The organism is Salinicola halophyticus (assembly GCF_003206695.1).
Classification (GTDB): domain Bacteria; phylum Pseudomonadota; class Gammaproteobacteria; order Pseudomonadales; family Halomonadaceae; genus Salinicola; species Salinicola halophyticus.
Genome location: NZ_PZJN01000003.1, coordinates 113,030 through 138,013, shown reverse-complemented (window position 1 = coordinate 138,013; position 24,984 = coordinate 113,030). Strand labels below are relative to the sequence as shown.

Below are 24,984 nucleotides of genomic sequence, written 5' to 3'. Positions count from 1 at the left end.
GTTCGAAACGCCTGGCGATTCAACAGGCCAGTACATGCCTGGCAATTCGACAGGCCCGCACATGCCTGGCAATTCAACAGGCCCGCACACGCCTGACTGACATAGCGACACGGGCAAGGGAGAGACCGATGGCGAGACCCCTCACCGCACGGCAGCAGAATGTCTATGACTTTATCGTCAAGACAATGAGCGAATTCGGTTACCCACCGACGCGCGCCGAAATCGCCCGCGCACTGGGATTTCGGTCCCCCAATGCCGCGGAAGAGCATCTGCGCGCACTGGATCGCAAAGGCGTGATTCGGATGATCCCGGGCACCTCCCGCGGCATTCGTCTGCCGGCGAGTGCCGTCGAGCCCGAACCGGAGGAGGCTTCCCCCCTCGGCCTGCCGATCATCGGGAGCGTAGCCGCCGGTAGCCCGATGCTCGCCACCGAACATATCGATCGCTACTGCCCGCTACCGGCTGACTATTTCTCGCCGAGCGCGGACTATCTGCTGAGAGTTCGCGGTCTCTCCATGAAAGACGCCGGTATTTTCGATGGCGACCTGCTCGCCGTTCACCGTACTCAGCAGATTCGCAACGGCCAGATCGTCGTCGCAAGGCTCGAGGACGATGTCACCGTCAAACGCTTCCAGCGTGAAGGGCGCCGCGTCACGCTGCTCGCCGAGAATCCCGACTTCGAACCGATCGTGATCGACCTCGAGCATCAGCATCTCGAAATCGAAGGGCTTGGCGTCGGCGTCATCCGTGGCGGCAACGGCGCCGGCCTGCATTGATCGCGCTTTTCTAGCGACATGCGCAAGATTCTGCACGCCGACTGCGACTGTTTCTACGCCGCTGTCGAAATGCGCGACGATCCCGCGCTGAAGGAAGTCCCTCTGGCGATCGGCGGCAGCGCCGATCGTCGTGGTGTTGTCGCGACCTGCAACTATCCCGCTCGACACTACGGCGTGCATTCGGCCATGCCCACGGCCAGAGCATTGCGACTCTGCCCTCAGCTGAAAATTCTTCCGCCGGACTTCAACAAGTATCGAGATGTCTCGCAGCAGATTCAGGCCATCTTCCATGAACTGACACCGTGGGTCGAACCGCTGTCTCTCGACGAGGCCTACCTCGACGTCACCGAGGTCACCCGATTTCAAGGCAGTGCTACCTGGATGGCCCAGTGGCTGAAGCAGGAAGCGTTGGCGAGAACCGGCATCGTGATTTCGGTCGGAGTCGCGCCCAACAAGTTTCTTGCCAAGATCGCCAGCGACTGGGACAAACCCGACGGTCTGTTCGTGATTCCCCCCGACCAGACGGAGTCCTTCATCACCGACCTGCCGGTCAAGAAACTTCACGGCGTCGGGCCGGCCACCGCCGCCAAGCTCGACTCGCTGGGCATCGCCAACTGCGCCGATCTACGCGCCCAGCCACTGGACCGGTTACTCGATCAGTTCGGCAAGTTCGGACAGCGGCTTCACGAACTGGCCCAGGGTATCGACGAGCGACCGGTCAATGTCTCTCGTGAACGCAAGTCAGTCAGCGTCGAAACCACCTATGATCGCGATCTGCCCGCGCTGGCCAGTTGCCATCAGGCGCTGATACCGCTGATCGAGAAACTGCACGAACGCCTGGCACGGCACGGGGATCCCGCCATCAACAAGCAGTTCATCAAGGTACGCTTCAACGACTTCGCCAGCACCACCCAGGAAACCGGCGCCAGCGGGATCATCGACGCGCGATTTCACGAACTGCTCGAGAGCGCCTGGCATCGCGGGGAACGGCCGGTCAGACTGTTGGGCGTCGGCGTGCGCCTGCTGCCGGAGCAGGATCAACGTCAGCTGACGCTGTTCGAGGACATCGACCCGACGGGCGCGGCCTGAGCGTTATCGCCTCGCGTCTTTCACGGCCAACTCGCAGCCCGCCTCGCAGTCAGCCGCCACTCGTCTCCTCGCGTCTGGCTACCTGTTTTCGGCGCTAGCGGGGTCAGGAGAAAACCACGGTCTTGTTACCCTGAATGAGCACCCGATCCTGCAGGTGCCAGCGCAAGCCGCGGGCGAGCACGGCCTTTTCCACGTCGCGGCCCAGGCGCACCAGATCCTGGGGTGTATGGCAGTGCGACACACGCTGGATGTCCTGCTCGATGATCGGCCCGGCGTCCAGATCCTCGGTGACGAAGTGACAGGTGGCACCAATCAGCTTGACGCCGCGCTCGAACGCCTGGTGATACGGCTTGGCGCCGGCGAAGGACGGCAGGAAGCTGTGATGGATATTGATTACCCGGCCCGCATAGCGCTGGCAGATATCGGGTGGCAGGATCTGCATGTACCGGGCGAGTACCACGCTATCGGCCTGCGCGGCTTCGATCAGACGTTCGGTCTCGGCAAAAGCGGGAGCCTTGTCGTCGGGATCCACCGGGACGTGATGAAACGCTATCCCGTACCACTCCACCAGCGAGCGTAACGCCTCATGGTTGGAGATCACGCAGGGAATATCGCAGTCGAGCTCCCCGACCGACCAGCGATAGAGCAGATCGACCAGACAGTGGGATTCTCGCGAGACCATGATGACCACGCGCTGACGGCGGGCGGAATCGGTGAGCCGCCAGGTCATCTCGAACGCTTCGGCAATGGGCGCGAACGCTTGCCGAAAGGCCTCGGCACTCAAGGTGTCCGACTGAATATCGTAACGCATGAAGAAGCGTCCGACGTCCAGGTCGGAATGCTGGTTGGCTTCGATGATCGAACCGTTTTGTGCCGCGATGAATCCTGCCACGCGAGAGACGATCCCGACGCGATCGGGGCATGAGACGATCAGACGATAATGGTGCGACATAACTCTCGCGCGACTCCTGCTGGGTGGCTCGAATCCAGAAAACTCGAGTCAGGGAAATTCAAATCAGAGAAATTCAAATCAGAGAAATTCAAATCAGGGAACTCGAAATCAAAGGCGTGACAGGATCAGGGCTCGACGCGAAACGGCCACCATTCGAATAGGCCAAACATCATGAAACCTCACCATGAAACCTTCCCGTGAAACCTCTCCATAAAACCCCGATGCACATCGAGTGGCTCGGCAATCGGGAAGCGGCCACAGGCATCGCCGACACCATTTGGTAAAACGAGGGCGCTCCGCCTGACGCAGAAACGCAATCCCGGACGACGCGCCGACTATAAACGCCTGACAGACGTGCAGGGTATAACGTCGCTGTGGCCCGCCTGACACCTCGCCGGGCCGCATTGTACCCGATCCCTCGATGACGGCCAGCGCAACGCGAGGTTTGAGCGGGCCGAAAGGCATGACTTATAGTGAAACCAGATTTCACCCTTTTAAGGATGCCGATGTTCCGTCCGCGCGCGCAGATACGCCCCCGCTCTTACCCACCGCTGCTGTTCCATCCCCTGGGTGGCTGCGGTGAAATCGGCATGAACCTGTCGCTCTACGGCTATGACGGCAACTGGATTGGCGTCGATTGCGGCATGATGATCCGCCAGGACCTGCCGGATCAGCCTTTGCAGATTCCCGATATCGAACATCTGGCGACCAATGCCATGGTGCCCTCGGCGGTCTTCATCACCCACGGCCATGAGGATCATCTGGGCGCTCTCGCCTGGATCTGGCCGCGCTGGAACTGCCCGGTCTATGCCACCCCGTTCGCGATCGAAATGCTGCGTAGCAAATTTCTCGAACAGGGCCTCAGGACCGATGCCCTCAAGCCGATTCAACCCGGCGCCTGCGTCGCCATCGGTTCGTTCGAGGTAACCTTCCTGCCGGTAACGCACTCGATACCGGAGAGTTGCGCGCTCTCGATCATTACGCCCCGCCACCGCATACTGCACACCGGCGACTGGAAACTGGACGAGCGACCGCTAATCGGCGCGCCGCTCTCCGCTGCCCAGTTCAAGGCATTGGCGCCGGTCGACCTGGTCGTGGCCGATTCGACCAACGCCGATGTCGAAGGGCATTCACGCAGCGAAACGGAAGCTGCCAGCGCGCTGGAAGCGGTCATCGAGAATTGTCGCGGGCGAGTCATCGTCAGTTGCTTCGCCAGCAACATCGCGCGGATCAAGGCGCTGGGGAAGATCGCGGAACACACTGGGCGGCGAGTCGCGCTGCTCGGCCGCTCGATGGAGCGCATGGTGGCGATTGCGCTCCAGCTCGGCTATCTGGACGACTTTCCCCCTCGGGTCCCGGCGCATGATCTGGGTTATCTGCTACCCGAGGAAGTGCTGATCATCGCCACCGGCAGTCAGGGCGAGCCGCGTTCGGCGCTATCGCGGATGGCGCAGGGCCGACACTCTGCCGTCGATCTACAGCCCCAGGACGACGTGATCTTTTCGGCTCGCGCCATTCCCGGCAACGAGCGACTCATCGGTCGCCTCAAGGCCGGCTTCAAGCGAATCGGCGTCAACATCCATGACGAACACACGGATCCCGCGCTCCATGCCTCTGGGCACCCGGCTCGCGAGGAACTGCGCCAACTCTATGCCTGGCTGCAACCGAAAATGCTGCTGCCGGTTCATGGGGAAGCCACACACCAGGAAGCGCATCGCGAACTGGCCACGGCGCTCGGCATCCATGTCCCCCAATTGGTCAAGAACGGCAACGTGCTGGCGCTGGAATCCGAGACGCTGGTAATGAAAGACCAGCATCATTTGCGACCTCAGTTGATCGCCTCACGCATGCGACCCGGTGAACGAGCGTCGCCGGTATCGGCCCGCCAGCATGCGATGACATTGTCGCTGGCGCTCAACGTGCTGCCGACCGAAACCGGTTGGACTCGCATCGGCCGACTGCTGTGGGATAGCGAAGTTGCGCTACCGCTCGACGAAGAGGCGCTGGCCGACTGGCTGGATGATCGAATCGACATGATTCCAGCCGAAACGCTATTACAACTGCGCCAGCAGCTCTTTGGCCCTCTACGCGAGTGGTTGCACGAACGACTGCCGACGCTGCCGGAAATCCACCTGCAGTTGATGCCTGCGGACCCTCAGCCGGAATATGAAGTGCGCTCGGTATCTTCTCGCTGAATCATCGATAGAAAAAAGCGCGTCCGTTGTATAACGAACGCGCTTCTTTCGACTGGCCAGCACCCACCCGGTCTGACCTGGATGACCTTACCGCTAGCGACAATAGCGAATAAGGTTCCGGACATCGCGATCCGATTCAGCCTTTGTTGGCATTCTTCGGCGGGCGGCCGCGACGCTTGCGCGGCTGCTCTCCCACCAGATCATCCATCGACAATCCAGCGCTATTCATCGCCTCGCGGATTTCGGCCAGCTTCTTCTGCTTGTCAGCCTCTTCCTTCAGACGCTCGTGATCTTCTTCCTGCTTCTGTTCGATCACTTCGACGATGACTTCGGAGAGCTTATGTAACTGCTCCATGCTCAGTTGACGTGCAGCGGCACGCGCAACGTTTTTATTACGAGCGATGCGTTCCAGAGACTCGGTGGACATCGTCCTCTCCTTGCTAGATTTCGACACGACATTAGGCCGGATGTTTTGTTGAAAGTATATTCTCACCCCCCCTTTTGGCAAGAAATTAAATCAAAAAAGGCACNNGTGCCTTTTTTGATTCAAATACTTCCCGGGGTTAATGCTAAAGCGCTTCAACCACCCGTCATATTCATGAAGCGAACAACTTGCACGTCTCCGTCCGTCGAGAAATGATGACGCTCCGGCTTCAAATCCATCGCCTCGATAATCTGCTCCTTGAGAGGTTCCAGTTCGCCCGGATAGCGACGCAAGGTATCGCGCAGATCCACCGAGTGCTCGTTACCCAAGCAGAGCAACAACCTGCCCTCGACCGTGACGCGCACACGATTGCAAGTGCTGCAGAAATTGTGGCTATGGGGAGAAATGAAGCCGACACGACTCTCGCTGCCGGGCATGCGGAAGTAGCGCGACGGGCCCAGAGTCGATTCCGTCGACGGCATGAGAGCGTAGCGAGGCTCGATGCGGGACTGTACGTCATCGCTCGAGTAAAAGGTTTCTCCACGCGAGTGATCCGAGACATCCCCCAACGGCATTTCTTCGATGAAACTGATATCCAACTGCTCGGTGCGGGCGAAGTCGACCAGATCCAGCACTTCGTCGTCATTGCGTCCACGCAGAATGACGGCGTTGAGCTTGATACGTTCGAAGCCGGCGTCCTGCGCGGCGTGGATACCGTCTATGACCTTGCCCAGATCTCCGGTTCGGGTCAGCCGCTTGAACCGTTCGGGATCGAGAGAATCCAGACTGATATTGAGACGAGTCATGCCACCCGCTTTCAGCGCCCGTGCGTAACGGGGCAGGCTGGCCCCGTTGGTGGTCATGGCAAAATCCTTCAGACCCGGCAGGCCACCGATGTCAGCCACCAGATTATCGATCCCCTTGCGTACCAGCGGTTCGCCGCCGGTGAGCCGTATCTTTTCGACGCCCAGCTCAGTGAAAGCGCGCGCGACCTGATGCAACTCTTCGAGCGTCAGGACCTGGGCTCTCGGCAGGAATGTCATCTCTTCGCTCATGCAGTAAACGCAGCGAAAATCACAGCGGTCGGTGACCGAAATTCGTACGTACCGAACCTGACGCGAAAACTTGTCGATCAAAGCGGTCATGAATGCTCCCAGCGATCCGCAGCTTCGCGGTCGCTTTGCCGTTCCGAGACCCAATAGGAGCCACTCTCGGTGTGCTCCTTTTTCCAGAAAGGGGCCCGCGTTTTCAAAGTGTCCATGATGAAGTCACACGCCTCGAAAGCCGCGTGACGGTGCGCGCTAGCCGCCATCGCGAGAACGATGGCCTCTCCCGGCTCTAGACGACCAATGCGATGAATGATGGTGACGCCCTGTAACGACCAGCGGTCACTGGCTTCCTGAGCTATCGCGTGAAGCGCCTTCTCGGTCATCCCCGGAAAGTGTTCCAGGGTCAGCGCCGTCACGTCGGGACGCTCGTTGAAGTCGCGCACCCATCCGGTAAAACTGACCACGGCGCCGATGTCGCAACGACTCTCTGTCAGTGCGAGCTGTTCAGCGCCAACGTCGAAAGTCGTCTGCTGAACCCTTATCGCTATCGTCATGTGTCCCCTCCGTTCAACCACCGGTGACCGGCGGGAAGAAAGCGATTTCGTCACTCGGCGCTATCGGAGCATCATCCTGACTCATGGCCTGATTGAGCGCGCAAAGAACGCGCTGATGCAGCAATGCCTTGAATTTGGGATCCCGGTCGATCAATGCCAGCTTGATGCCCGCGATATCGCGAGACGGAATCTGCTCCCAATCCAGCGTCAATTCGGCGATGGCGAAGCGTTCCCGAAGCTCGGCGAGAAAGTGTATCGTGACGGTGTTCGCGACGGATGACGCCTCCTCATTGAATGCCGCAATCTCGTCCGATTCAGGCGCTGATTCACGCGACCAGTCACCGGAGCGTCCGCCGCGTTTTTCTTCCAGGCGGACGCCGTCGATAGTCATCCCCTTGTCGACCGCCTTGCACATGTCATAAAGCGTCAGGCACGCGACCGAGACCGCTGTCAGTGCTTCCATCTCGACACCCGTGCGCCCATTGAGACGACAGAACGCCTCGACATGCACGCAGTTTTGCGACGTATCCAGCCTGAATTCGACGCTGACTTTCGATAGTGCCAGTGCATGACACAGCGGGATCAGTTCGGGGGTTCGCTTGGCGGCCTGGATGCCGGCAATTCGGGCAGTCGCCAGGACGTCTCCCTTTGGCAGTCCGCCTTCGGCCAGCAGTGCCAATGTCGCAGCCTGCATGTGAATCGCACCACAGGCACGCGCTTCACGTCGCGTCTCCTGTTTATCGGCGACATCGACCATATGCGCTTCGCCTCGCGCGTTGAGATGCGTGAGCGTCATGCGGATTTCGCCTCGCTTCGAATCGTGTGAGATCAAACGGACAGTGTAGTGTGGCTGGCGCGTTGATGCCTGTCATTCACATGGCACACATCATGACAGATCGATAGAAAGGCCGACTCCGGAGCGGATCGTTCAATTTCGCTCGGCCTGCTCACGGATCGCCCAATCGACGATCCAGTCGAGAATCGCCTCGCGATCGTCCAGCTCGAGCCGGGCCACTTTCGCCGGCAATCGCGCCAGAATCTGCGGCGGTGTGTCCGCGGATTTGAAGGCTACCGCTTCGACCCAAGCATCGTGCTCGGCCAGCAGCGGTCGGCCATCATCGCCGCGATACAGTTCCAGCTTGGGAATCGGCCACGTCTTGAACCCTTCGACCAGAATCAACGCGGGTTTCAGGGCCGCGACCTGCGCCACCAGCGCCGGCAGGTCTGGTTCCTGCTGGCCGGGGGTTTCCATCATCAGCGCGAAGCGCCGTCCGGAGGCCACGACCATCGGCGCCGCACCGGCCTCTCGCAGGCGGTGGCTATCTTTACCCGGCGTATCGATGTCGAATTCATGGTGGGCGTGCTTGATCACCGCCGCCGGCCAACCACGCTGGCGTAACCCTGGCAGCAAGGCTTCCAGCAGCGTCGTCTTGCCGGTACCGCTCCAGGCAGCAACGCCGAGCAGCGGAATCGAGCCTTTGGCAAGGATGACGTCATGAGGCATGACAGCACCCGGATTGTCATTGCCGGGCGCAGCGTCGTCCGGCTGATTCATCGGCGTGTCTCTCTGTCGCATCCTGATGAGCCGGTTGGCGCTTTGCCCGCGCGGTCCGCCCACTCGTGCTCCTGCGGGGTGTTGAGATTGGTGAACTCGGCCTCCCGGTTGGAGAATTCGACCCGACACCAACGGTGCCGATCATACCAGCCGATCACCTTGCCACCGCCGGCCTCCAGCCATTCCGCCAGGTCCTCGTGAAGCGAACTGCGGATCAATGCGACCAGCGGTTGGAGCCGCTGTCCGTCATGCGCGACGACGACGTCCGCCTCGCCCATCGAACTCGACAGTCGAGGTACCAGATCGGACGGCAGCCAAGGCATATCCACCGGCGTCAACAGAACCCAGGGCGTGGAGACGAGCGGCAACGCACTCGAAAGGCCGGTCAGCGGGCCGGGATAGTCAGGCAGCGAGTCGGTGGCGACGGCATGGCCCAGGCGTCGATAGTCGTCGACGTGGCGATTGGCACTGATGACGATCCGATCGACCTGAGGCGCCAGCCGGCGCAGCGCACGCTCGACCAGCGGCTCCCCGTCGAGAGACAACCAGCCCTTGTCGACGCCGCCCATGCGCCGCCCGCGACCGCCGGCAAGCAGTACGCCCGTCACATCGGAACGTTCGATCACCGCGTGCCGAAGATCTTGTCGCCGGCGTCGCCCAGACCCGGGACGATGTAGCCGTTCTCGTCGAGTCGCTCGTCGATGGCCGCGGTGTAGATCTCGACATCGGGATAGGACTGCTGCACCCGCTCGATCCCTTCCGGCGCCGCCACCAGCACGATCACCTTGATCTGCTGGCAGCCTCGCTCCTTGAGCATGTCCAGCGTCGCGACCATCGAGCCGCCCGTGGCCAGCATGGGGTCGATGACGATCGCCAGACGCTCGTCCAGGTCGCTGACAAACTTCTCGAAATAGGGCACCGGCTCCAGCGTCTCTTCGTTCCGATAGAGCCCCACCACGCTGATGCGCGCACTGGGAATCAGGTCGGTGACGCCATCTAGCATGCCCAGACCGGCACGTAGAATCGGCACGATGGTGACTTTCTTCCCCTTGATCTGCTCGACATCGATCGGCGAGCCGTCCCAGCCTTCGATCGTCGCCGGTTCCATCTCCAGATTCTGGGTCGCTTCGTAAGTCAGCAGCTTGGCCACTTCGCAAGCCAGTTCACGAAAGCTCTTGGTGCTGATATCGGCCGCCCGCATCAGTCCGAGCTTGTGTTTGACCAGGGGATGGGAGATGGGATGCACACTCATGATCGGCGCCTTCGTCATAATGGAGGAAACGCCGATATTGTACGCGAGGAGCCGGATTCAGGCGACGCTGGCCGGCAATTGCCACTCGATCGGCGTCAGCCCACGATTGGCGAGAAAGGCATTGGCCTGGGAAAAGTGGCGCGTACCGAAAAACCCCCGATGAGCGGATAAGGGCGAGGGATGCGGCGCGTGCAGGACCAGATGCTTGCCGCGATCGACGAAGCTCGCTTTCTTCTGGGCATAGCTGCCCCACAGCAGAAACACCACGCCGTCGCAGTGCTCGTTGATCACCTGAATCGCACGATCGGTGAACGTCTCCCAGCCGCGATTGCGGTGAGAACCGGCATTGCCCTGCTCCACCGTCAGGACGCTGTTCAACAGCATCACGCCCTGCTCGGCCCAACTTTCGAGGAAGCCATGATTGACCGGCGTCGTGGCGACGTCGGTGGCCAGCTCCTTGTAGATGTTCTGCAACGAGGGTGGCGTCGGCACGCCAGGGCGCACCGAAAAGCAGAGGCCGTGGGCCTGATGGGGCCCGTGATAAGGGTCCTGCCCCAGTATCACCACCTTGACCTGATCCAGCGGCGTCAGCTCGAAGGCGCGAAACCAGTGCGACGAGTGCGGATAGATGACCTTGTGCGCGGCCTTCTCTTCAGCCAGAAACTCGCGCAGTTTCAGCATGTAGGGAGCGCTGAATTCATCGCCGAGATAGGCGTTCCAGCTGTCCGGTAACGGCGACTGAGACATCGAAGAGCTCCGCGTCAGTCAGGGTTTGGGTGAGCGCATCTGGTCTACCAGCGGCTCGACGTAGGCATGGCCGAGATCCCAGGGAAACTGGATCCAGCAGTCCTGAGCCACTTCGGTCAGGCACTGGTCGACCAGCGGGCGTCCCTCCGGCTTGGCATAGACGGTGACGAAGTGGGCCTTGGGCAGCATCTCGCGCACGGCCCGCGCCGTCTTGCCGGTATCGACCAGGTCGTCGACCAGCAGCCAGCCGTCACCGTCGTGATCGACGCCTTTCATCACGTCAAGGTCGCCCTGGAATTGTTCGTCGTAGCTCTTGATGCAGACCGTGTCGATCAGGCGGATATCGAGCTCGCGGGCGATCAGCGCAGCCGGGATCAGTCCACCGCGGGTGATCGCAACGATCCCCTGGAAATCCCGTTCGACGAGCTGATGGCACAACGCCCGGACATCGCGGTGAAGCTGGTCCCAGGACACGGTGAAATGGTGCTGATAACGATTGGCGGTCATGGCGTATCCAACCTGTGGATCGGGCCGCCATCGGCAGATGGCGGCGGCAGGCCTCTTCTATCGTTTCGAATGGAGGCCTTTTCGAATAACGGCTCCGAGACGTTTACTCGTCTTCGGTAAAGCTACAGACCGCGAAGACGCTATAGCCGGCCTCGCGGATCTTGGCCGAGCCACCCAGTTCCGGCAGGTCGAGGATGGTCGCTGTCTCGACGATGTGGCCGCCGCTGCGTTGAATCAGCGACGCCGCCGCCAGCATGGTCCCGCCCGTCGCGATGATATCGTCGATCAGCACGATGCGATCATGCTCGCGAAACGCGTCGGCATGGAGTTCGACCGTCGACTCCCCGTACTCGAGCGTATAGGTCTCGCTGATCGTTCGAAACGGAAGCTTACCCTTCTTGCGAACCGGTACGAAGCTGCAGCCCAGCTCGTAGGCCAGCGGTGCGCCGACGATGAAGCCGCGCGCGTCGATGGCGGCGATGGCATCGACTTCGAGCTCCTGATAGCGATGCACGAAGCTGTCGATCAGCTTGCGAAACGCGGCGCTGTTCTGAAGCAGCGGCGTGATGTCGCGGAAGTTGACGCCAGCGTGCGGCCAGTCGGGCACGGTGCGAATGACCGACTTGATATAGTCGCCGTAGATACTGCTACTCATCAGGGGAAACTCCATTGGCCGGACACGGCGCGCCGTAAACAGTCAGTCCTGCAACGATGATTCTTGGCGCAAAGGCGCATATGTTACCCAAGCCGAGGCCATGGCGCGAGCCGTGGCCGGCATGGAATGGCCTGTCCTCGACGATCAGCTGCGCGACGCCATTACCCGCTCCACGGTCTCGACGATCGCCTGGGTCTGCGGGTCAATCTCCAGATTGACGCGATCCCCCGGCACTCGTTCGCCGATGGTCGTTCTGACCAGCGTTTCCGGAATCAGATTGACGCAAAACCGCCCGGCTTCCACCGCACCGATCGTCAAGCTGATGCCGTCGACACCGATATAACCCTTGTCGAACACGAAGCGAGCCAGATCCTGCGGTAGCTCGAACCACAGCCGCCGATTGTTGGGCGCTTCGTCGATTTCCACCAGCTTGGCCATTCCCATGATATGGCCCGACATCGCATGCCCGCCGATCTCGTCGCCGAAGCGCGCGGCTCGCTCGAGGTTGACCCGGCCTCCGACACCGAGATCACCCAGATTGGTCAGCCGCAGCGTTTCACGCATCAGATCGAAACTGACGTTTTCCTCGTCGATCGCCGTCACCGTCAGACAGCAACCGTTATGGGATACCGATGCCCCCAACGTCAGGCCTTCGCGCATCGCCGCCGACATCACCACCACGTGGGTGTGCAACTGCTCACGCTCCTCGATCGCTATCACGGTACCCACATCCTGCACGATCCCGGTAAACATGAACCTCACTCCTGGCCTGGACGGATAGCTAGCCGCCGATGACAGACACGCTCGGCGGGCAACAAGAACGAGAATTCTAGCACGCTGGCGATGCCTGCCAGGAAATGATGCCTGCCAGGAAATCGGCGCGCTTGCCGTGCGACATCCCGCGGTCGCTCCGACCCGGCGAGATCCGTATACTACTGCGCTCATCGACGCGGGTCTGACGCCGTTGGCGCCCTATCGGCGCGGTAGACGGCGCCCCGCTTTTCCGACTCTCAGCCAGACGCTTTCGACACGCCCAATGATCTCACTGGACAACGTTTCCAAAACCTACGGCAGCGGGCCCGGCGCCGTGCAGGCGCTGAAGGACATCGACCTGCAGGTGCCGAAAGGCACGATTCACGGCGTCATTGGCCTTTCCGGCGCCGGCAAGTCGACCCTGATCCGCTGCGTCAATCTGCTCGAGCGGCCGACCGCCGGTCGCGTCATCATCGACGGGCAGGAACTGACCGCCATGGACGCCGCCGCGCTGCGACAGGCGCGCCACCAGTGCGGGATGATCTTCCAGCACTTCAACCTGCTGACCAATCGTACCGTCTACGACAACGTGGCGTTGCCGCTGGAATTGATGGGCCAGTCGCGCCAGGCCATTCGCGAACGCGTCACGCCGCTGCTCGAGATGACGGGCCTCGCCGACAAGACAACGCAATATCCGGCGCAGTTGTCCGGCGGCCAGAAACAGCGCGTGGCCATTGCCCGCGCCCTGGCCAGCCGGCCCAAAGTGCTGCTCTGTGACGAGGCAACGTCGGCGCTCGACCCGCAGACGACGGCGTCGATCCTGACGTTGCTGCAGGAGATCAATCAGCAGCTTGGGCTGACCATTCTGCTGATCACCCACGAAATGGAAGTCGTGAAGACGATCTGCCATCGAGTGGGGCTGATTTCCGATGGCCGCCTGGTCGAGGACGCGGATGTCGGTGACTTCTTCACCTCGCCTGGCACGCAGCTGGGTCGGGAATTTCTGAATGACTTCCTCAAGCTGGAAGCACCCCAGGCCCTGATCGAACGCCTGGAACCGGAAGCGGGAGCGAACACCCACCCAGTGGTGCGACTGACGTTCTCCGGCGACAGCGTGGCCACCCCGCTGATTTCGCGGCTGGCCCGTGAACATGGCATCGACGTCAGCATTCTGCAGGCCAAGGTCGAATCCATTCAGGGCCGCACGCTGGGCCTGATGATCGCCGAATTGATGGGCAGCGCCTCGCAGACCCGGCAAGCGCTGGCAACGCTCGAATCCTTTGATCTGCAAGTGGAGGTAATGGGTCATGTCCAGCGCCCTGATTGATCTCGTCTGGCAGTCCACGCTCGAGACGCTCTACATGGTTGCCGTCGCCGGCATCCTGTCCACGCTCATCGGCGTGCCGCTCGGCGTGTTGCTCTACGTCACTCGGCCACGCCAGATTCTGGCCCAGCCGATCATCAATACCCTCCTCGGTATCGTCACCAATGTCGGCCGTTCGGTACCGTTCATCATCCTGCTGGTGGCGATCATTCCGTTCACCCGCATGATCGTCGGCAGCTCCATCGGCACCAATGCCGCCGCGGTACCGCTGACCATCGCCGCCATTCCGTTCGTCGCCCGGCTGGTCGAGGGTGCGCTTAACGAGGTTTCTCCCGGCCTGGTCGAGGCCGCGCAGTCGATGGGCGCGACGCCGATGCAGATCATCATGAAGGTGCTCCTGCCGGAAGCCCGGGGCGGCATCATCAACGGTCTGACGATCACCGTCGTCGCCCTGGTCAGCTATTCCGCCATGGCCGGCGCGGTGGGTGGCGGCGGGCTGGGTGACCTGGGTATCCGCTACGGCTACAACCGCTTCAACCCGACCGTAATGCTGATTACCGTGGTCGTGCTCGTGGTCATGGTGCAGCTGTTTCAGAGCTTGGGGGATTATCTGGTGCGCAAGAGCGATCACAAGTGATTGCCAACGGCCACTAGATTAATAACCAGAATGAATTACCGCGGCCGTTGTTATTCCGTTATATTTCAGCTGTCGTCAGACGCCGACAAGAGCGTCGGCCTCAATCATCGATAGCAATATCCTCAGGGAGAGTCGCCAATGCCGATTTCAATCACACGCACGCTGGGCGCTGCCGCGCTGAGTCTGGGCCTGGTCGCCAGTGGCGCTCATGCCGCCGATGACACCATCAAGGTCGGCACCATGGCCGGTCCCGAGACCGATGTCATGCAGGTGGCCAAACAGGTGGCCAAAGAGAAGTACGGCCTCGATGTCGAGATCATCGAGTTCACCGACTACGTCACGCCCAATGCGGCACTGGCGGACGGCAGCCTGGATGCCAACGCCTACCAGCACGAGCCGTACATGCGCTCGATGGTCAACGACCGCGGTTATGATTTCGCCGTGGCCGGCAAGACCTTCGTCTACCCGATCGGCGCGTACTCCGCCAAGTACGACAGCATCGACGATCTGCCGGATGGCGCGACCATCGCCGTTCCCAACGATCCGACCAACGAAGGTCGCTCGCTGATCCTGATGGACAAGCAAGGCCTGATCACGCTCGACGACGACGAGAATCTGGAAGCGACGCCGATCGACATCACCGAGAACCCGCACGACTACTCGTTCAAGGAGATCGAGGCCGCCCAGATGCCGCGCGTACTGCAGGACGTCGACATGGCCTTCATCAACAGCACCTTCACGCAGCCCGCCGGTCTGACACTGGACGATGCGCTGATCAAGGAAGGCCCGGACTCGCCCTACGTCAATCTGATCGTGGTGCGGGGTGGCGATCAGGATCGCAAGGAGATCAAGGAACTGGTCAAGGCCTATCAGTCCGATGCCGTGGCCGACAAGGCCCAGGAGCTGTTCCAGGGCGGCGCCGTTCCCGGCTGGAAGTGATCGCGGCGGCGTCACCAATGTGACGAGCCAGGCATCATGATCATCGCGAAACCAGCGCCCGAGGCGCTGGTTTTCGTTTTTCGGTTGACCTTTTTTCGTTCATTTTTCGAGGAGACCACGATGACCGACTACGATTCCCTCGAGCGCCAGCTGACAGCGCTATTGGATACGCGCGACTGGCTGACCAACTCAGCCCAGACCAGCGCCTTCCTGATGCAGACACTCGAGAAGCTGAACTGGGTCGGCTTCTATCTACAGCGCCAACCGGAGACGCTGATTCTGGGACCGTTCCAGGGTCAGCCGGCGTGCAACCCGATTCCGTTCTCCAAAGGCGTCTGCGGTGCCGCCGCACGTTCGCGCCGGACTCAGCGCGTCGACGACGTTCACGCCGTCCCCGATCATATCGCCTGCGATGCAGCGTCGCGTTCGGAGCTGGTCGTTCCCATCATCATCGACGACGAAGTCTGGGGCGTGCTGGATATCGATAGCCCCGAACCGGCTCGATTCACGGCCGAGGATCAAGCGGGTATCGAGCGTCTGTGTCATGTTTTCGCCGCCGCCAGCGACCTCCATGAGAGCGTCGGACAAGACTGAAATCCTGAAACCGGTCTCGGACTGTCGAGCGCACGATGTCGGCTTCAATCCAGAAACACGCCCAGCTCGTCATCCGTGCGCACTATCTGCAGGATATCTTCATAGAGCGATAGCAGATCCAGCGCCAGCGGACGACGAACCTCTCGCGGCATTTCTCCCAGGGCGTGCTCTTCACGACGCCCGCCGGCGATATTCTGATAGAGACCGATCGCCAGATGAACGGCAGCGGCGTAGGGCGAGAAAGGCACGGCTTCCAAGGGCTTGCCCTGATACGTCAGGGCGTTGCAGATCGTCTGCGGGAAGCGCCAGCGGCGCCCCAGCTCGGCACCTACTTCGCTGAACGTGTAGCCGAACTGATTGGCTTCCAGCTCGATCCGCGGCGCGCCCTGCTCGACCAGTGCATCGATCCGCTGCATCGTTTCCGGGTGGCCGATATGCATCAGCGCGGAGCCCACGTGATGCAGAATGCCACAGGTGAACGCGGTCTCTGGCGCCAACTCCCCCAGTTTGCTGTGCTGGACGATCGTACGGCTCAAATTGGCGACCATGAACGACTCGCGCCAGAAAGCCTTGCGGTCGAGTCCAGGCACCTCCTTGAGCATGCCGACCATACCCGAGGCTATCACCAGCGTGCGTACGCGATCGAAGCCCAGCAGCAGCAAGGCATCGTCGATCGTTGCCACGTTTCGACCCACGCCATAGCGCACGGAGTTGGCGGAGCGTAATAGTTTCAGGCTGAGGCTGGGATCCCTGCGGATGATGGACGACACCCGATGAATGCTGATCCGGTCATTGTCCAGACTGGCGATCAGCTCGGTGACCACAGCGGGTACGCTAGGTAACTGATGAATGTGTTCGAAAAGCGAATTCAATGACATGTTTCACTCCAGCTATTCCCCAATATTATCTGTCGCTCCACGAAAAGTCCTGAGGCCGGCATAAGTTAACCCAATGGCCGGAATGACAAACAAAAACCCCGCCGGTAAACCGGCGGGGAGGTCGTCGCCTTGGCGACGCGATAAGTTGATGTTGCAGGTGACTGCCGAGTCAGTTGCTCAGCTCTTCTGCCAGGATTTCACCATCTCGTCGTAAGGGACGGTCTTGCCCTGCGGTTTCTCGTTGTCGAGTTTGGGTTTGGGCGCACCGGGCTGATCCAGCCAATACTGCGCATCGCGAGGTTCGTTCAGCTTGGGCCCGCAGTTTGGCTGGACATTGGCCCGCTCCAGGCGCTCCATCATCCGATCCTGGGCGTCCGCCAACCCATCCAGGGCTTGCTGCGCGCTGGTTTCACCGCTGACCGCCTGGGAAATATACTGCCACCACAGCTGCGCCAGCTTGGGATAGTCCGGCACGTTGGTGCCGGTCGGTGACCACTGCAGTCGCGCCGGGCTACGATAGAACTCGACCAGGCCACCCAGTTTCGGCGCGGCGTCGGTCATCGCCTGGGACTGGATGTCGGATTCCCGGATCGGCGTCAGCCCCACCAGCGTCTTCTGCAGCGAGACCGTCTTCGAGGTCACGAACTGCGCATAGAGCCAGGCGGCGAGACGGTTCTTCTCGGGGGTCGATTTCATGAAGGTCCAGGATCCGACGTCCTGATAGCCCTTCTTCATGCCGTCTTCCCAATACGGCCCCACCGGTGATGGCGCCATCCGCCACTTGGGCGTGCCATCCTCGTTGACCACCGGCAGCCCCTTCTGAGTCATGTCGGCGGTAAAGGCGGTGTACCAGAATATCTGCTGGGCGACATTGCCCTGCGCCGGCACCGGCCCGGCTTCCGAGAACGTCATGCCCTGGGCTTCCGGGGGCGCATAGGCATGCAGCCAGTCGATGTACTTCTGGGTCGCGAACACTGCGGCCGGGCCGTTGGTGGCGCCACCTCGGGTAACGTTTGAGCCCACCGGCCGACAATCCTCGACCCGAATCCCCCATTCGTCCACTGGCAGGCCATTGGGGATGCCCTTGTCGCCCGCCCCGGCCATCGAGAACCAGGCGTCGGTGAAACGCCAGCCCAGCGAGGGATCCTTTTTGCCGTAATCCATGTGGCCGTACACCCGTTGGCCATCGATGTCGTGGACGTCATTGGTGAAGAAGTCGGCGATATCCTCGTAAGCCGACCAGTTTACCGGCACGCCCAGGTCGTAGCCGTACTTTTCCTTGAAACGCGCCTTGAGATCGGGATCGTCGAACCAGTCGGCGCGGAACCAGTAAAGGTTGGCAAACTGCTGATCCGGCAGCTGATAGACCTTGCCGTCAGGTCCGGTGGTGAACGAGAGGCCGATGAAGTCATCGAGATCCAGTGTCGGCGAGGTCACCTCGGCGGCGTCGCCTTTGATCATGTCGGAAATCGGCACCACCTTGCCGTAGCGAAAATGCGTGCCGATCAGATCGGAGTCGTTGACGTAGGCATCGTAGATGTTGCGACCGGACTGCATCTGCGTCTGCAGTTTCTCGATCACATCCCCTTCCTGGATCAGATCGTGCTTCAGCTGAATGCCGGTGATCTCGCTGAACGCGCGGGCCAGAACCTCGGACTCATACTTGTGCGTCGTGAGCGTCTCCGAAACGACGTTGATCTGCATGCCACGGAACGGCTTGGCGGCATCGATGTACCACTGCATCTCGTCCATCTGCTGTTCCGGAGTGAGTGTCGAGGTCTTGAACTCGTCACTCAGCCAGCGTTTGGCGGCATCCTGATACTGATCGGCGATCGCGGTTCCCGAGACGGCCATCAAACCGGCAAGGCTGATGCCGATGCTCAGTGGCAGTCGGCGTCGCGATCTGGCGTGCTTGATATCGAACATAGCGTTAACCCTCTTTGTTATCCTTACTTCGTTTGCTGTCGTGGCGCTATCCGATGAAGAGCGGTGATCCCTGGTCGATGCGTTACCCCCATTTCATGATGATTGCCATGGCTGCCACACAGATCGCGGTCGCGATCCAGAGCGGCCAGTCGGTGAGTGCCAGAACCAGCAAATGGCCGTAGGCCGATGCCAGCAGGCCGATGAACAGCCGATCGCCGCGCGATGTCGTCAGTGGCAGAAAGCCTTTGCGTTCTCGCCCCGGAGATACGGTCTGCCATACCGTCATCGCGACCAGCAGTGCCGCGATCCCGGCAAAGAACAGAGTCGTCGGTAGTGTCCAGGCCATCCAACCCATAGTGGTTCCCCCTCTTTGGCCAGACGGATCAGACGCGACCCAGGGCGAAGCCCTTGGCCACGTGGTTGCGCACGAAATAGATCACGGCGATGCCAGGCAGCAGCGCAACGACGCCTGCAGCCGCCAGCACGCCCCAGTCGATGCCTGATGCCGAGACCGTACGGGTCATCTGCGCCACGATCGGCTTGGCATCGACCGAGGTCAGCGTTCGCGCCAGCAACAGTTCGACCCAGGAGAACATGAAGCAGAAAAACGCCGTGACGCCGATGCCGGGCCGAATCATCGGCAGGAAAATCTTGATGAAGAACTTGGGAAAGGTATAACCATCGATATACGCGGTTTCATCGATCTCCTTGGGCACCGACGACATGAAACCCTCGAGAATCCATACCGCCAGCGGCACGTTGAACAGGCAGTGCGCCAGTGCTACCGCGATCGGCGTATCGAACAACCCTACCGCCGAGTAAAGCTGGAAAAACGGCAGCAGAAACACGGCCGGCGGCGCCATCCGGTTGGTCAGCAGCCAGAAGAACATGTGTTTATCGCCCAGAAAGCGATAGCGCGAGAACGCATAGGCGGCCGGCAACGCGACCAGCAACGAAATCAGCATGTTCATCGAGACATAGCTGAGAGAGTTGAGATAACTCGTGTACCAGGTCGGCTCGGTGAAAATGACACGATAGTTGTCCAGTGTCGGGGCGGTCGGCCATAGCGTCAGCCCGCCGAGGATTTCCCGGTTCGACTTGAACGACATGTTGACGAGCCAGTAGATAGGCACCAGCACGAACAGCAGATAGATCAGCATCACCAGACTCTTGCGCAGTCTCATGGCGGCGTCATTCCTTGTTGTCGTTATGCGTCATGGCGGTATAGAACACCCAGGTCACCAGCAGAATGATCAGGAAGTAGATCAGCGAAAACGCTGATGCCCGGCCCAGATCGAACTGGCCCAGCGCCATCTGGGTCAACGTCTGGCTGAGGAATGTCGTGGCCGTGCCCGGCCCGCCACCGGTAAGCACGAACGGCTCGGTATAGATCATGAAGCTGTCCATGAAGCGCAGCATGACCGCGATCAACAGCACGTTCTTGAGCTTCGGCAACTGGATGAAGCGGAACACCGCCCAGTGAGAGGCGCGATCGATTCTGGCCGCCTGGTAGTAGACATCGGGAATCGATCGCAGCCCGGAGTAGCACAGCAGCGCCACCAGCGAGGTCCAGTGCCAGACGTCCATCACCAACACCGTGATCCAGGCGTCCCGTGGATTGGAGGCGTAGTTGTAGTCGAGCCCCAGGCTGTTGAGAATCCAGCCATACAGACCGATGTCCTCTCGCCCGATGATCTGCCAGATCGTCCCCACCACGTTCCACGGCACCAGCAGCGGTAGAGAGAGTAGAATCAGGCTGACCGGCACGCCCAACCCTCGCCGAGGCATCGACAGCGCGACGATGATACCGAGCGGCACCTCGATGGCCAGCACGCAGAACGAGTAGATGAACTGCCGCACCAGCGAATCGTGCAGCCTCGGATCCGCCAGGATCTCGCGATACCACTCGGTGCCCACGAAGTAGCGCGTACTCGGGTCGAAGATGTCCTGTACCGAATAGTTGACCACCGTCATCATCGGGATGATGGCGCTGAAGGCCACCAGCACGAACACCGGCAGTACCAGCCACCAGGCCTTGTTGTTATAGGTTTTCATCAGCCACTCCCACCAGATGGTCGTCGATATAGAAGCGCTGCCAGGGTTCGGGGAAGTGCACGCCAGTTCGCCCCTCGGGAACGTTGGCCTCTTCTCCCAGGCGCGCCTTGACCACCGGTGCCGATGGCGTATCGAGGCGCACATCGACGATCTTGAAGGTGCCCTGGTCCTGAACCAGATCGACATACCCGTGCAGTACCGCATTCTCCGGCGCCACCAGCTGCACGAATTCCGGCCGGATGCCGAGCTGCAGGCGCTCGCCTTCGCGCTGCCGGAGCTGGGCGACGATCGCGTCGGCCACCGCCAGCGTTCGCCCGTCGAACTCGATACCCGTCTCGCCCAGGGCGACATCCAGCAGATTCATACCGGGGCTGCCGATGAAGTAGCCGACGAAGGTATGCTGCGGGTTCTCGAACAGCTCTCGCGGCGTGCCGAACTGGACGATCTGGCCTTCGTACATCACCGCGATCTTGTCGGCGAAGGTGGACGCCTCGAGCTGGTCGTGGGTAACGTAAACCATCGTCACGTTGAAGCGCTGGTGGATCTCCTTGAGCTTGCGCCTCAGCCGCCACTTGAGCTGGGGATCGATCACCGTCAACGGCTCATCGAACAGGATCGCCGCCACGTCGTCACGCACCAGGCCGCGTCCCATCGACACCTTCTGCTTCTCGTCCGCCGTCAGGTTCTTCGCCTTTCGGTTCAGCAGCGGCTCGATCTCCAGCGCCTCGGCCACCTCTCTCACTCGGGCATCGATGCGCTCGCGTGGCTGTCCCTGATTGCGCAGTGGAAACGCCAGGTTCTGGTGAACGGTCATGGTGTCGTAGACCACCGGGAACTGGAAAACCTGGGCGATATTGCGATCCTGCGGACTGAGATCGTTGACCGACTTGCCGTCGTAAAGTACGCGGCCTTCCGAGGGCGCCAACAGACCGGAGATGATGTTGAGCAGCGTGCTCTTGCCGCAGCCCGAGGGGCCCAGTAAGGCGTAGGCGCCCCCTTGCTCCCAGACGTGGTCTATCGGCCGGAGTGCGTAATCGCGGGGTTGCGAAGGGGCGCTATGGTAGCTGTGCGCCAGCTGTTCGAGGCGAATTTCTGCCATCTAGAGTTCTCCTCGAACGCTCGCAAGCGCTGGTCGCGACGAGGATGGCGACAACACCAGATCACCACCCGGCTCGAATACGAACAACTGTCGGCACGCGACGTGAATGTCCAACGCCTGATCGACGCCGAACTCGTGAATCCCTGCCAGGTGCGCGACCAGGTCGATCCGATCATGCGACAGATGCAGAAAGGTTTCGGAGCCGCTGATCTCCGCTACGCGCACGATGGCCGGCAGACGTAACGCCGCTTCCGAGAGCGGCTGAAGCGACCAGTGATGAGGCCGGATACCGACCTGATAGTCGCCGTCGGAGAGATTGCGCCACTCTTCTGGCAGCGGCTGGCGCTGATCGGCGATCCGGCACTCGCATCCGTCGACCGTCATCGGCATCAAGTTGATCGGTGGTTCGCCGAACAGCGTGGCGGCCTCACGGTTACGCGGATGGCGATAGACGTCGCCGCTAGGCCCGCTCTGAACGATCCGGCCCTGGTGCAGCAGGGTCGTCGTGCCGCCCAGTGCCAGGGCCTCCGCGGGCTCGGTGGTGGCGTAGACCGCGATGGTATTGCGCGATTCGAACAGTTTGCGCATCTCGACGCGCAGCGCTTCGCGTAACTTGTAGTCGAGATTGACCAGAGGTTCATCGAACAGCACCAGATCCGCGTCCTTGACCAATGCTCGGGCCATCGCCGTGCGCTGCTGCTGCCCACCGGAGAGTTCCTGCGGATAGCGTCCCAGCAGGTGCTGAATCCCGAGCATTGCAGCCGTTTCCTCGACTCGACGGGTGATCTCCTGGCGGGACATCTTGGCCTGCCTGAGCGGCGAAGCAATATTGTCGAAGACGGTCAATGTGGGGTAGTTGATGAATTGCTGATACACCATCGAGACGTTGCGCTGACGAACCGGCACATGGGTCACGTCTCGGCCATCGAGATGTACCGAGCCCTTGTCAGGCCTGTCCAGGCCCGCCATCAGTCGCATCAGTGTCGTCTTGCCCGCCAACGTGTGTCCCAGCAACACGTTGAACGACCCCGGCTCCAGCGTCAGACTGGCGTCATCGATGTAAGTCTCGCCCCGCACCGACAGTGTCACATTGTGGAGTTGTAATGACATGAGTGGCGCCGTTCCCGTTTTCTCTTCCGAGCATCCTAGAACAGCCGTTTTATAAAGCTATACGACGAAAAAAGCAGAAAACGAGTTTTGCAAAAACAGGCTTCTATTTAATTGATTTTATTACGTTTAAAAAAGCTGCAACCTTAGTCTCAACCACCAATGTCCTACACTCGACAGTGCTGGCAGACAGGAAATCCTGACAAACGAGTCGGTTTGTCTCGCCTGCCGTTCGCATTTCAACATCGACGACTGAAAACGAATCTTGGCGTCGAGTAGCGTCTGAAGACTTTGTCATTCGGCCCGGGAAGCAACTTCCACGCAACGTACGCCCCGGCAGGCGCCATCGGATCACACCAGCGAAAAGGGACCGAGAAGAAATAGAAAGTGAAATGGGAAAGGGACAGGGACAGGGAAAAAAACTCGACCATAAAAAAACCCCGAGCCGTGGCTCGAGGTTCGAATCTGGTAGGACCAAGCGGATTTGAACCGCTGACCTCCACGATGTCAACGTGGCGCTCTAACCAACTGAGCTATGGTCCTGAAATGCGTTATCGCAAACCCCTTCATCTGCAAAGTCATCTGACTTGCTAGGTCTGACTTTGGTAGGACCGAGCGGATTTGAACCGCTGACCTCCACGATGTCAACGTGGCGCTCTAACCAACTGAGCTACGGTCCTACAGACGTTGCGCTGAGCTTGCCGTGACAACGGATGCGAATTTTACCCGGGCAGACGCGGAATGCAACCCTTCGACAACAAAAATTCGACGCCAACTGCCTGTCATGTCGGCACTATTCTTTTTCGCCCCCACTTTCATCCTCACTTTCATCCTCACTTTCACCCTCGCTATCACCTTCAATCGACAACGACCTGAATTCGACTGCTGACACCATAGACCATGGTCTATGGCCCGATGCGCCTGATGGCCCTACTGAAACCCCGGTTCCGGGTAAGGGTTTGATAAACTCTCGCCATGACGTCATTTCAACAATAGCCATCGAACCGCGGCAGGAAATCAACATGACCCAGCAGGAACGTCACGAAGCCATCGTCGAGCTGGTCAAGCGCCAGGGTTATGCCTCGATCGAACAGCTTGCCAAGGATTTCGACGTCACGCCCCAGACGGTACGCCGGGATCTCAATCAACTCGCGGAAGAAGGCATCGTCAAGCGCGTGCACGGCGGGGCCGGGCTCGAATCGAGTACGGTCAACACCGCCTATCACACCCGCAAGACGCTCAATCTCGATGCCAAGCGGCGCATTGCCGAGATGCTGGCTGCCCAGATTCCCGACTCTTCATCGCTGTTCATCAATATCGGGACCAGCAACGAATTCATTGCCGAAGCGCTGTGCCAGCATAGCGGGCTGGAAGTCATTACCAACAATCTGAACGTGGCGGCCATTCTTCAGCACAAGACCGATTTCAACGTCATCGTTGCCGGGGGGCAAGTTCGCTCGCGGGACGGCGGCATCATCGGCGAGGCGACCATCGATTTCATCAATCAGTTCAAGGTGGACTACGGCATCATCGGCATCAGCGGTATCGACGGTGACGGCTCGCTACTGGAGTTCGACTATCAGGAAGTTCGCGTGGCCCAGGCCATCCTGCGCAACTCCCGTCAGGTATTTCTGGCAGCGGACCATTCGAAGTTCCACCGCAATGCCGTGGTACGACAGGGCAATCTCAGCCAGATCAACGCCTTTTTCACCGACCGCCAGCCGCCTGACGTTCTGTGCCGCCTGATGCGTGAACATGACGTGGCATTGTACGTCGCGGATCCTCTGATAGCGGTCGAAGCGGAGGCCTTAACCGCCGAGGCGAACTGACTCCGACTGAATTGAAGTGACGCGATCATCGCGCACTTGACGAACTCTCCCCTCCCCTTCCGCGCCGGCCGTCGACCGGCGTTCTCGG

The 24,984-nt window shown here is 60.4% G+C and carries 27 protein-coding genes and 2 tRNA genes; 8 read left to right on the top strand and 21 right to left on the bottom strand.

Annotated features, from left to right (window positions below; all coding sequences use genetic code 11):
• Positions 1–128: 128 nt before the first annotated feature.
• The gene (gene lexA / locus DOM58_RS02730; RefSeq protein ID WP_075562032.1) at positions 129–776 is read left to right on the top strand and encodes a transcriptional repressor LexA; all 648 of its coding nucleotides are present in this window, start codon (positions 129–131) and stop codon (positions 774–776) included.
• A gap of 18 nt (positions 777–794) precedes the next feature.
• On the top strand, positions 795–1,865 hold the full coding sequence (gene dinB, locus DOM58_RS02725; RefSeq protein WP_110691681.1) for a DNA polymerase IV: 1,071 nt from the start codon (positions 795–797) through the stop codon (positions 1,863–1,865).
• A gap of 103 nt (positions 1,866–1,968) precedes the next feature.
• On the opposite strand, the gene purU is transcribed toward dinB, so the two are convergent.
• On the bottom strand, positions 1,969–2,817 hold the full coding sequence (gene purU / locus DOM58_RS02720) for a formyltetrahydrofolate deformylase (protein ID WP_110691680.1): 849 nt from the start codon (positions 2,815–2,817) through the stop codon (positions 1,969–1,971).
• A 506-nt stretch (positions 2,818–3,323) separates the two neighbouring features.
• Between purU and DOM58_RS02715 the strand changes: the two genes are divergently transcribed.
• Positions 3,324–5,012: a ribonuclease J gene (locus tag DOM58_RS02715; protein ID WP_342588578.1), complete on the top strand. Its 1,689-nt coding sequence runs from the start codon at positions 3,324–3,326 to the stop codon at positions 5,010–5,012.
• Positions 5,013–5,148: 136 nt separating this feature from the next.
• On the opposite strand, the gene DOM58_RS02710 is transcribed toward DOM58_RS02715, so the two are convergent.
• The 11 genes from DOM58_RS02710 to DOM58_RS02660 form a co-directional block, all read right to left on the bottom strand.
• Entirely contained in the window at positions 5,149–5,439 is a 291-nt protein-coding gene (locus DOM58_RS02710; RefSeq protein WP_075562029.1) for an H-NS family histone-like protein, read from the bottom strand.
• Positions 5,440–5,591: 152 nt separating this feature from the next.
• Positions 5,592–6,581: a GTP 3',8-cyclase MoaA gene (gene moaA, locus DOM58_RS02705; RefSeq protein ID WP_110691679.1), complete on the bottom strand. Its 990-nt coding sequence runs from the start codon at positions 6,579–6,581 to the stop codon at positions 5,592–5,594.
• Entirely contained in the window at positions 6,578–7,039 is a 462-nt protein-coding gene (gene moaE / locus DOM58_RS02700) for a molybdopterin synthase catalytic subunit MoaE (RefSeq protein WP_075562027.1), read from the bottom strand. The genes moaA and moaE overlap by 4 nt, the downstream gene beginning before the upstream one ends.
• A gap of 13 nt (positions 7,040–7,052) precedes the next feature.
• Complete coding sequence (moaC, locus tag DOM58_RS02695; protein ID WP_110691678.1) at positions 7,053–7,835, bottom strand: cyclic pyranopterin monophosphate synthase MoaC; 783 nt, start codon at positions 7,833–7,835, stop codon at positions 7,053–7,055.
• 132 nt (positions 7,836–7,967) lie between these two features.
• Entirely contained in the window at positions 7,968–8,543 is a 576-nt protein-coding gene (mobB, locus tag DOM58_RS02690) for a molybdopterin-guanine dinucleotide biosynthesis protein B (protein WP_075562106.1), read from the bottom strand.
• A 47-nt stretch (positions 8,544–8,590) separates the two neighbouring features.
• Positions 8,591–9,220 (bottom strand): molybdenum cofactor guanylyltransferase MobA, encoded by a 630-nt coding sequence (gene mobA, locus DOM58_RS02685; protein ID WP_245392122.1) that lies wholly within the window; start codon positions 9,218–9,220, stop codon positions 8,591–8,593.
• Entirely contained in the window at positions 9,217–9,846 is a 630-nt protein-coding gene (gene upp, locus DOM58_RS02680; RefSeq protein ID WP_075562025.1) for a uracil phosphoribosyltransferase, read from the bottom strand. The genes mobA and upp overlap by 4 nt, the downstream gene beginning before the upstream one ends.
• A 57-nt stretch (positions 9,847–9,903) precedes the next feature.
• Positions 9,904–10,593 carry a uracil-DNA glycosylase gene (ung, locus tag DOM58_RS02675; protein ID WP_110691677.1) on the bottom strand — a complete coding sequence of 230 codons (690 nt, stop codon included), beginning with the start codon at positions 10,591–10,593 and terminating at the stop codon, positions 9,904–9,906.
• 18 nt (positions 10,594–10,611) lie between these two features.
• Positions 10,612–11,100 (bottom strand): xanthine phosphoribosyltransferase, encoded by a 489-nt coding sequence (gene gpt / locus DOM58_RS02670; protein WP_110691676.1) that lies wholly within the window; start codon positions 11,098–11,100, stop codon positions 10,612–10,614.
• A 103-nt stretch (positions 11,101–11,203) separates the two neighbouring features.
• On the bottom strand, positions 11,204–11,755 hold the full coding sequence (locus tag DOM58_RS02665; RefSeq protein ID WP_075562022.1) for an adenine phosphoribosyltransferase: 552 nt from the start codon (positions 11,753–11,755) through the stop codon (positions 11,204–11,206).
• Positions 11,756–11,899: 144 nt separating this feature from the next.
• Positions 11,900–12,508, bottom strand: a complete 609-nt coding sequence (locus DOM58_RS02660; RefSeq protein ID WP_110691675.1) for a riboflavin synthase subunit alpha — start codon at positions 12,506–12,508, stop codon at positions 11,900–11,902.
• Positions 12,509–12,791: 283 nt separating this feature from the next.
• On the opposite strand from DOM58_RS02660, the gene DOM58_RS02655 reads away from it, so the two are divergent.
• From DOM58_RS02655 to DOM58_RS02640, 4 genes are all read left to right on the top strand, one after another.
• Positions 12,792–13,835: a methionine ABC transporter ATP-binding protein gene (locus tag DOM58_RS02655; protein WP_075562020.1), complete on the top strand. Its 1,044-nt coding sequence runs from the start codon at positions 12,792–12,794 to the stop codon at positions 13,833–13,835.
• Complete coding sequence (locus DOM58_RS02650) at positions 13,816–14,469, top strand: methionine ABC transporter permease (RefSeq protein ID WP_075562019.1); 654 nt, start codon at positions 13,816–13,818, stop codon at positions 14,467–14,469. Before DOM58_RS02655 ends, DOM58_RS02650 begins: the two co-directional genes overlap by 20 nt.
• 138 nt (positions 14,470–14,607) lie before the next feature.
• A complete protein-coding gene (locus DOM58_RS02645) occupies positions 14,608–15,408 on the top strand; it encodes a MetQ/NlpA family ABC transporter substrate-binding protein (protein WP_110691674.1) in 801 nt (266 codons plus the stop codon).
• A 120-nt stretch (positions 15,409–15,528) separates the two neighbouring features.
• Entirely contained in the window at positions 15,529–16,002 is a 474-nt protein-coding gene (locus tag DOM58_RS02640; RefSeq protein ID WP_075562104.1) for a GAF domain-containing protein, read from the top strand.
• A gap of 44 nt (positions 16,003–16,046) precedes the next feature.
• Here DOM58_RS02640 and DOM58_RS02635 read toward each other — a convergent pair whose 3' ends face one another.
• The 9 genes from DOM58_RS02635 to DOM58_RS02595 form a co-directional block, all read right to left on the bottom strand.
• On the bottom strand, positions 16,047–16,880 hold the full coding sequence (locus tag DOM58_RS02635; protein ID WP_110691673.1) for an HDOD domain-containing protein: 834 nt from the start codon (positions 16,878–16,880) through the stop codon (positions 16,047–16,049).
• A 177-nt stretch (positions 16,881–17,057) separates the two neighbouring features.
• A complete protein-coding gene (locus DOM58_RS02630; protein ID WP_075562016.1) occupies positions 17,058–18,806 on the bottom strand; it encodes an ABC transporter substrate-binding protein in 1,749 nt (582 codons plus the stop codon).
• 82 nt (positions 18,807–18,888) lie between these two features.
• Positions 18,889–19,161 carry a DUF2160 domain-containing protein gene (locus DOM58_RS02625; protein ID WP_075562015.1) on the bottom strand — a complete coding sequence of 91 codons (273 nt, stop codon included), beginning with the start codon at positions 19,159–19,161 and terminating at the stop codon, positions 18,889–18,891.
• A 28-nt stretch (positions 19,162–19,189) separates the two neighbouring features.
• The gene (locus DOM58_RS02620; RefSeq protein ID WP_075562014.1) at positions 19,190–19,990 is read right to left on the bottom strand and encodes a carbohydrate ABC transporter permease; all 801 of its coding nucleotides are present in this window, start codon (positions 19,988–19,990) and stop codon (positions 19,190–19,192) included.
• 7 nt (positions 19,991–19,997) lie between these two features.
• Positions 19,998–20,861, bottom strand: a complete 864-nt coding sequence (locus tag DOM58_RS02615; protein ID WP_075562013.1) for a carbohydrate ABC transporter permease — start codon at positions 20,859–20,861, stop codon at positions 19,998–20,000.
• Positions 20,848–21,960 carry an ABC transporter ATP-binding protein gene (locus DOM58_RS02610; protein ID WP_110691672.1) on the bottom strand — a complete coding sequence of 371 codons (1,113 nt, stop codon included), beginning with the start codon at positions 21,958–21,960 and terminating at the stop codon, positions 20,848–20,850. Before DOM58_RS02610 ends, DOM58_RS02615 begins: the two co-directional genes overlap by 14 nt.
• Positions 21,961–23,070, bottom strand: coding sequence for an ABC transporter ATP-binding protein (locus tag DOM58_RS02605; RefSeq protein ID WP_110691671.1), 1,110 nt, complete (start codon positions 23,068–23,070; stop codon positions 21,961–21,963).
• Between the two features lie 463 nt (positions 23,071–23,533).
• Positions 23,534–23,610 (bottom strand) — tRNA-Val (locus DOM58_RS02600).
• Positions 23,611–23,670: 60 nt separating this feature from the next.
• Positions 23,671–23,747: transfer RNA gene (locus DOM58_RS02595), tRNA-Val, on the bottom strand.
• A 342-nt stretch (positions 23,748–24,089) separates the two neighbouring features.
• Between DOM58_RS02595 and DOM58_RS02590 the strand changes: the two genes are divergently transcribed.
• Entirely contained in the window at positions 24,090–24,896 is an 807-nt protein-coding gene (locus DOM58_RS02590; protein WP_110691670.1) for a DeoR/GlpR family transcriptional regulator, read from the top strand.
• Positions 24,897–24,984 lie beyond the last annotated feature (88 nt).

Bases quoted from the DNA above. Each gene is read 5' to 3' on its own strand.
- lexA (WP_075562032.1), top strand. From the start codon at position 129: ATGGCGAGACCCCTCACCGCACGGCAGCAGAATGTCTATGACTTTATC.
- dinB (WP_110691681.1), top strand. From the start codon at position 795: ATGCGCAAGATTCTGCACGCCGACTGCGACTGTTTCTACGCCGCTGTC.
- purU (WP_110691680.1), bottom strand. From the start codon at position 2,817: ATGTCGCACCATTATCGTCTGATCGTCTCATGCCCCGATCGCGTCGGG.
- DOM58_RS02715 (WP_342588578.1), top strand. From the start codon at position 3,324: ATGTTCCGTCCGCGCGCGCAGATACGCCCCCGCTCTTACCCACCGCTG.
- DOM58_RS02710 (WP_075562029.1), bottom strand. From the start codon at position 5,439: ATGTCCACCGAGTCTCTGGAACGCATCGCTCGTAATAAAAACGTTGCG.
- moaA (WP_110691679.1), bottom strand. From the start codon at position 6,581: ATGACCGCTTTGATCGACAAGTTTTCGCGTCAGGTTCGGTACGTACGA.
- moaE (WP_075562027.1), bottom strand. From the start codon at position 7,039: ATGACGATAGCGATAAGGGTTCAGCAGACGACTTTCGACGTTGGCGCT.
- moaC (WP_110691678.1), bottom strand. From the start codon at position 7,835: ATGACGCTCACGCATCTCAACGCGCGAGGCGAAGCGCATATGGTCGAT.
- mobB (WP_075562106.1), bottom strand. From the start codon at position 8,543: ATGCCTCATGACGTCATCCTTGCCAAAGGCTCGATTCCGCTGCTCGGC.
- upp (WP_075562025.1), bottom strand. From the start codon at position 9,846: ATGAGTGTGCATCCCATCTCCCATCCCCTGGTCAAACACAAGCTCGGA.
- ung (WP_110691677.1), bottom strand. From the start codon at position 10,593: ATGTCTCAGTCGCCGTTACCGGACAGCTGGAACGCCTATCTCGGCGAT.
- gpt (WP_110691676.1), bottom strand. From the start codon at position 11,100: ATGACCGCCAATCGTTATCAGCACCATTTCACCGTGTCCTGGGACCAG.
- DOM58_RS02665 (WP_075562022.1), bottom strand. From the start codon at position 11,755: ATGAGTAGCAGTATCTACGGCGACTATATCAAGTCGGTCATTCGCACC.
- DOM58_RS02660 (WP_110691675.1), bottom strand. From the start codon at position 12,508: ATGTTTACCGGGATCGTGCAGGATGTGGGTACCGTGATAGCGATCGAG.
- DOM58_RS02655 (WP_075562020.1), top strand. From the start codon at position 12,792: ATGATCTCACTGGACAACGTTTCCAAAACCTACGGCAGCGGGCCCGGC.
- DOM58_RS02650 (WP_075562019.1), top strand. From the start codon at position 13,816: ATGTCCAGCGCCCTGATTGATCTCGTCTGGCAGTCCACGCTCGAGACG.
- DOM58_RS02645 (WP_110691674.1), top strand. From the start codon at position 14,608: ATGCCGATTTCAATCACACGCACGCTGGGCGCTGCCGCGCTGAGTCTG.
- DOM58_RS02640 (WP_075562104.1), top strand. From the start codon at position 15,529: ATGACCGACTACGATTCCCTCGAGCGCCAGCTGACAGCGCTATTGGAT.
- DOM58_RS02635 (WP_110691673.1), bottom strand. From the start codon at position 16,880: ATGTCATTGAATTCGCTTTTCGAACACATTCATCAGTTACCTAGCGTA.
- DOM58_RS02630 (WP_075562016.1), bottom strand. From the start codon at position 18,806: ATGTTCGATATCAAGCACGCCAGATCGCGACGCCGACTGCCACTGAGC.
- DOM58_RS02625 (WP_075562015.1), bottom strand. From the start codon at position 19,161: ATGGGTTGGATGGCCTGGACACTACCGACGACTCTGTTCTTTGCCGGG.
- DOM58_RS02620 (WP_075562014.1), bottom strand. From the start codon at position 19,990: ATGAGACTGCGCAAGAGTCTGGTGATGCTGATCTATCTGCTGTTCGTG.
- DOM58_RS02615 (WP_075562013.1), bottom strand. From the start codon at position 20,861: ATGAAAACCTATAACAACAAGGCCTGGTGGCTGGTACTGCCGGTGTTC.
- DOM58_RS02610 (WP_110691672.1), bottom strand. From the start codon at position 21,960: ATGGCAGAAATTCGCCTCGAACAGCTGGCGCACAGCTACCATAGCGCC.
- DOM58_RS02605 (WP_110691671.1), bottom strand. From the start codon at position 23,070: ATGTCATTACAACTCCACAATGTGACACTGTCGGTGCGGGGCGAGACT.
- DOM58_RS02590 (WP_110691670.1), top strand. From the start codon at position 24,090: ATGACCCAGCAGGAACGTCACGAAGCCATCGTCGAGCTGGTCAAGCGC.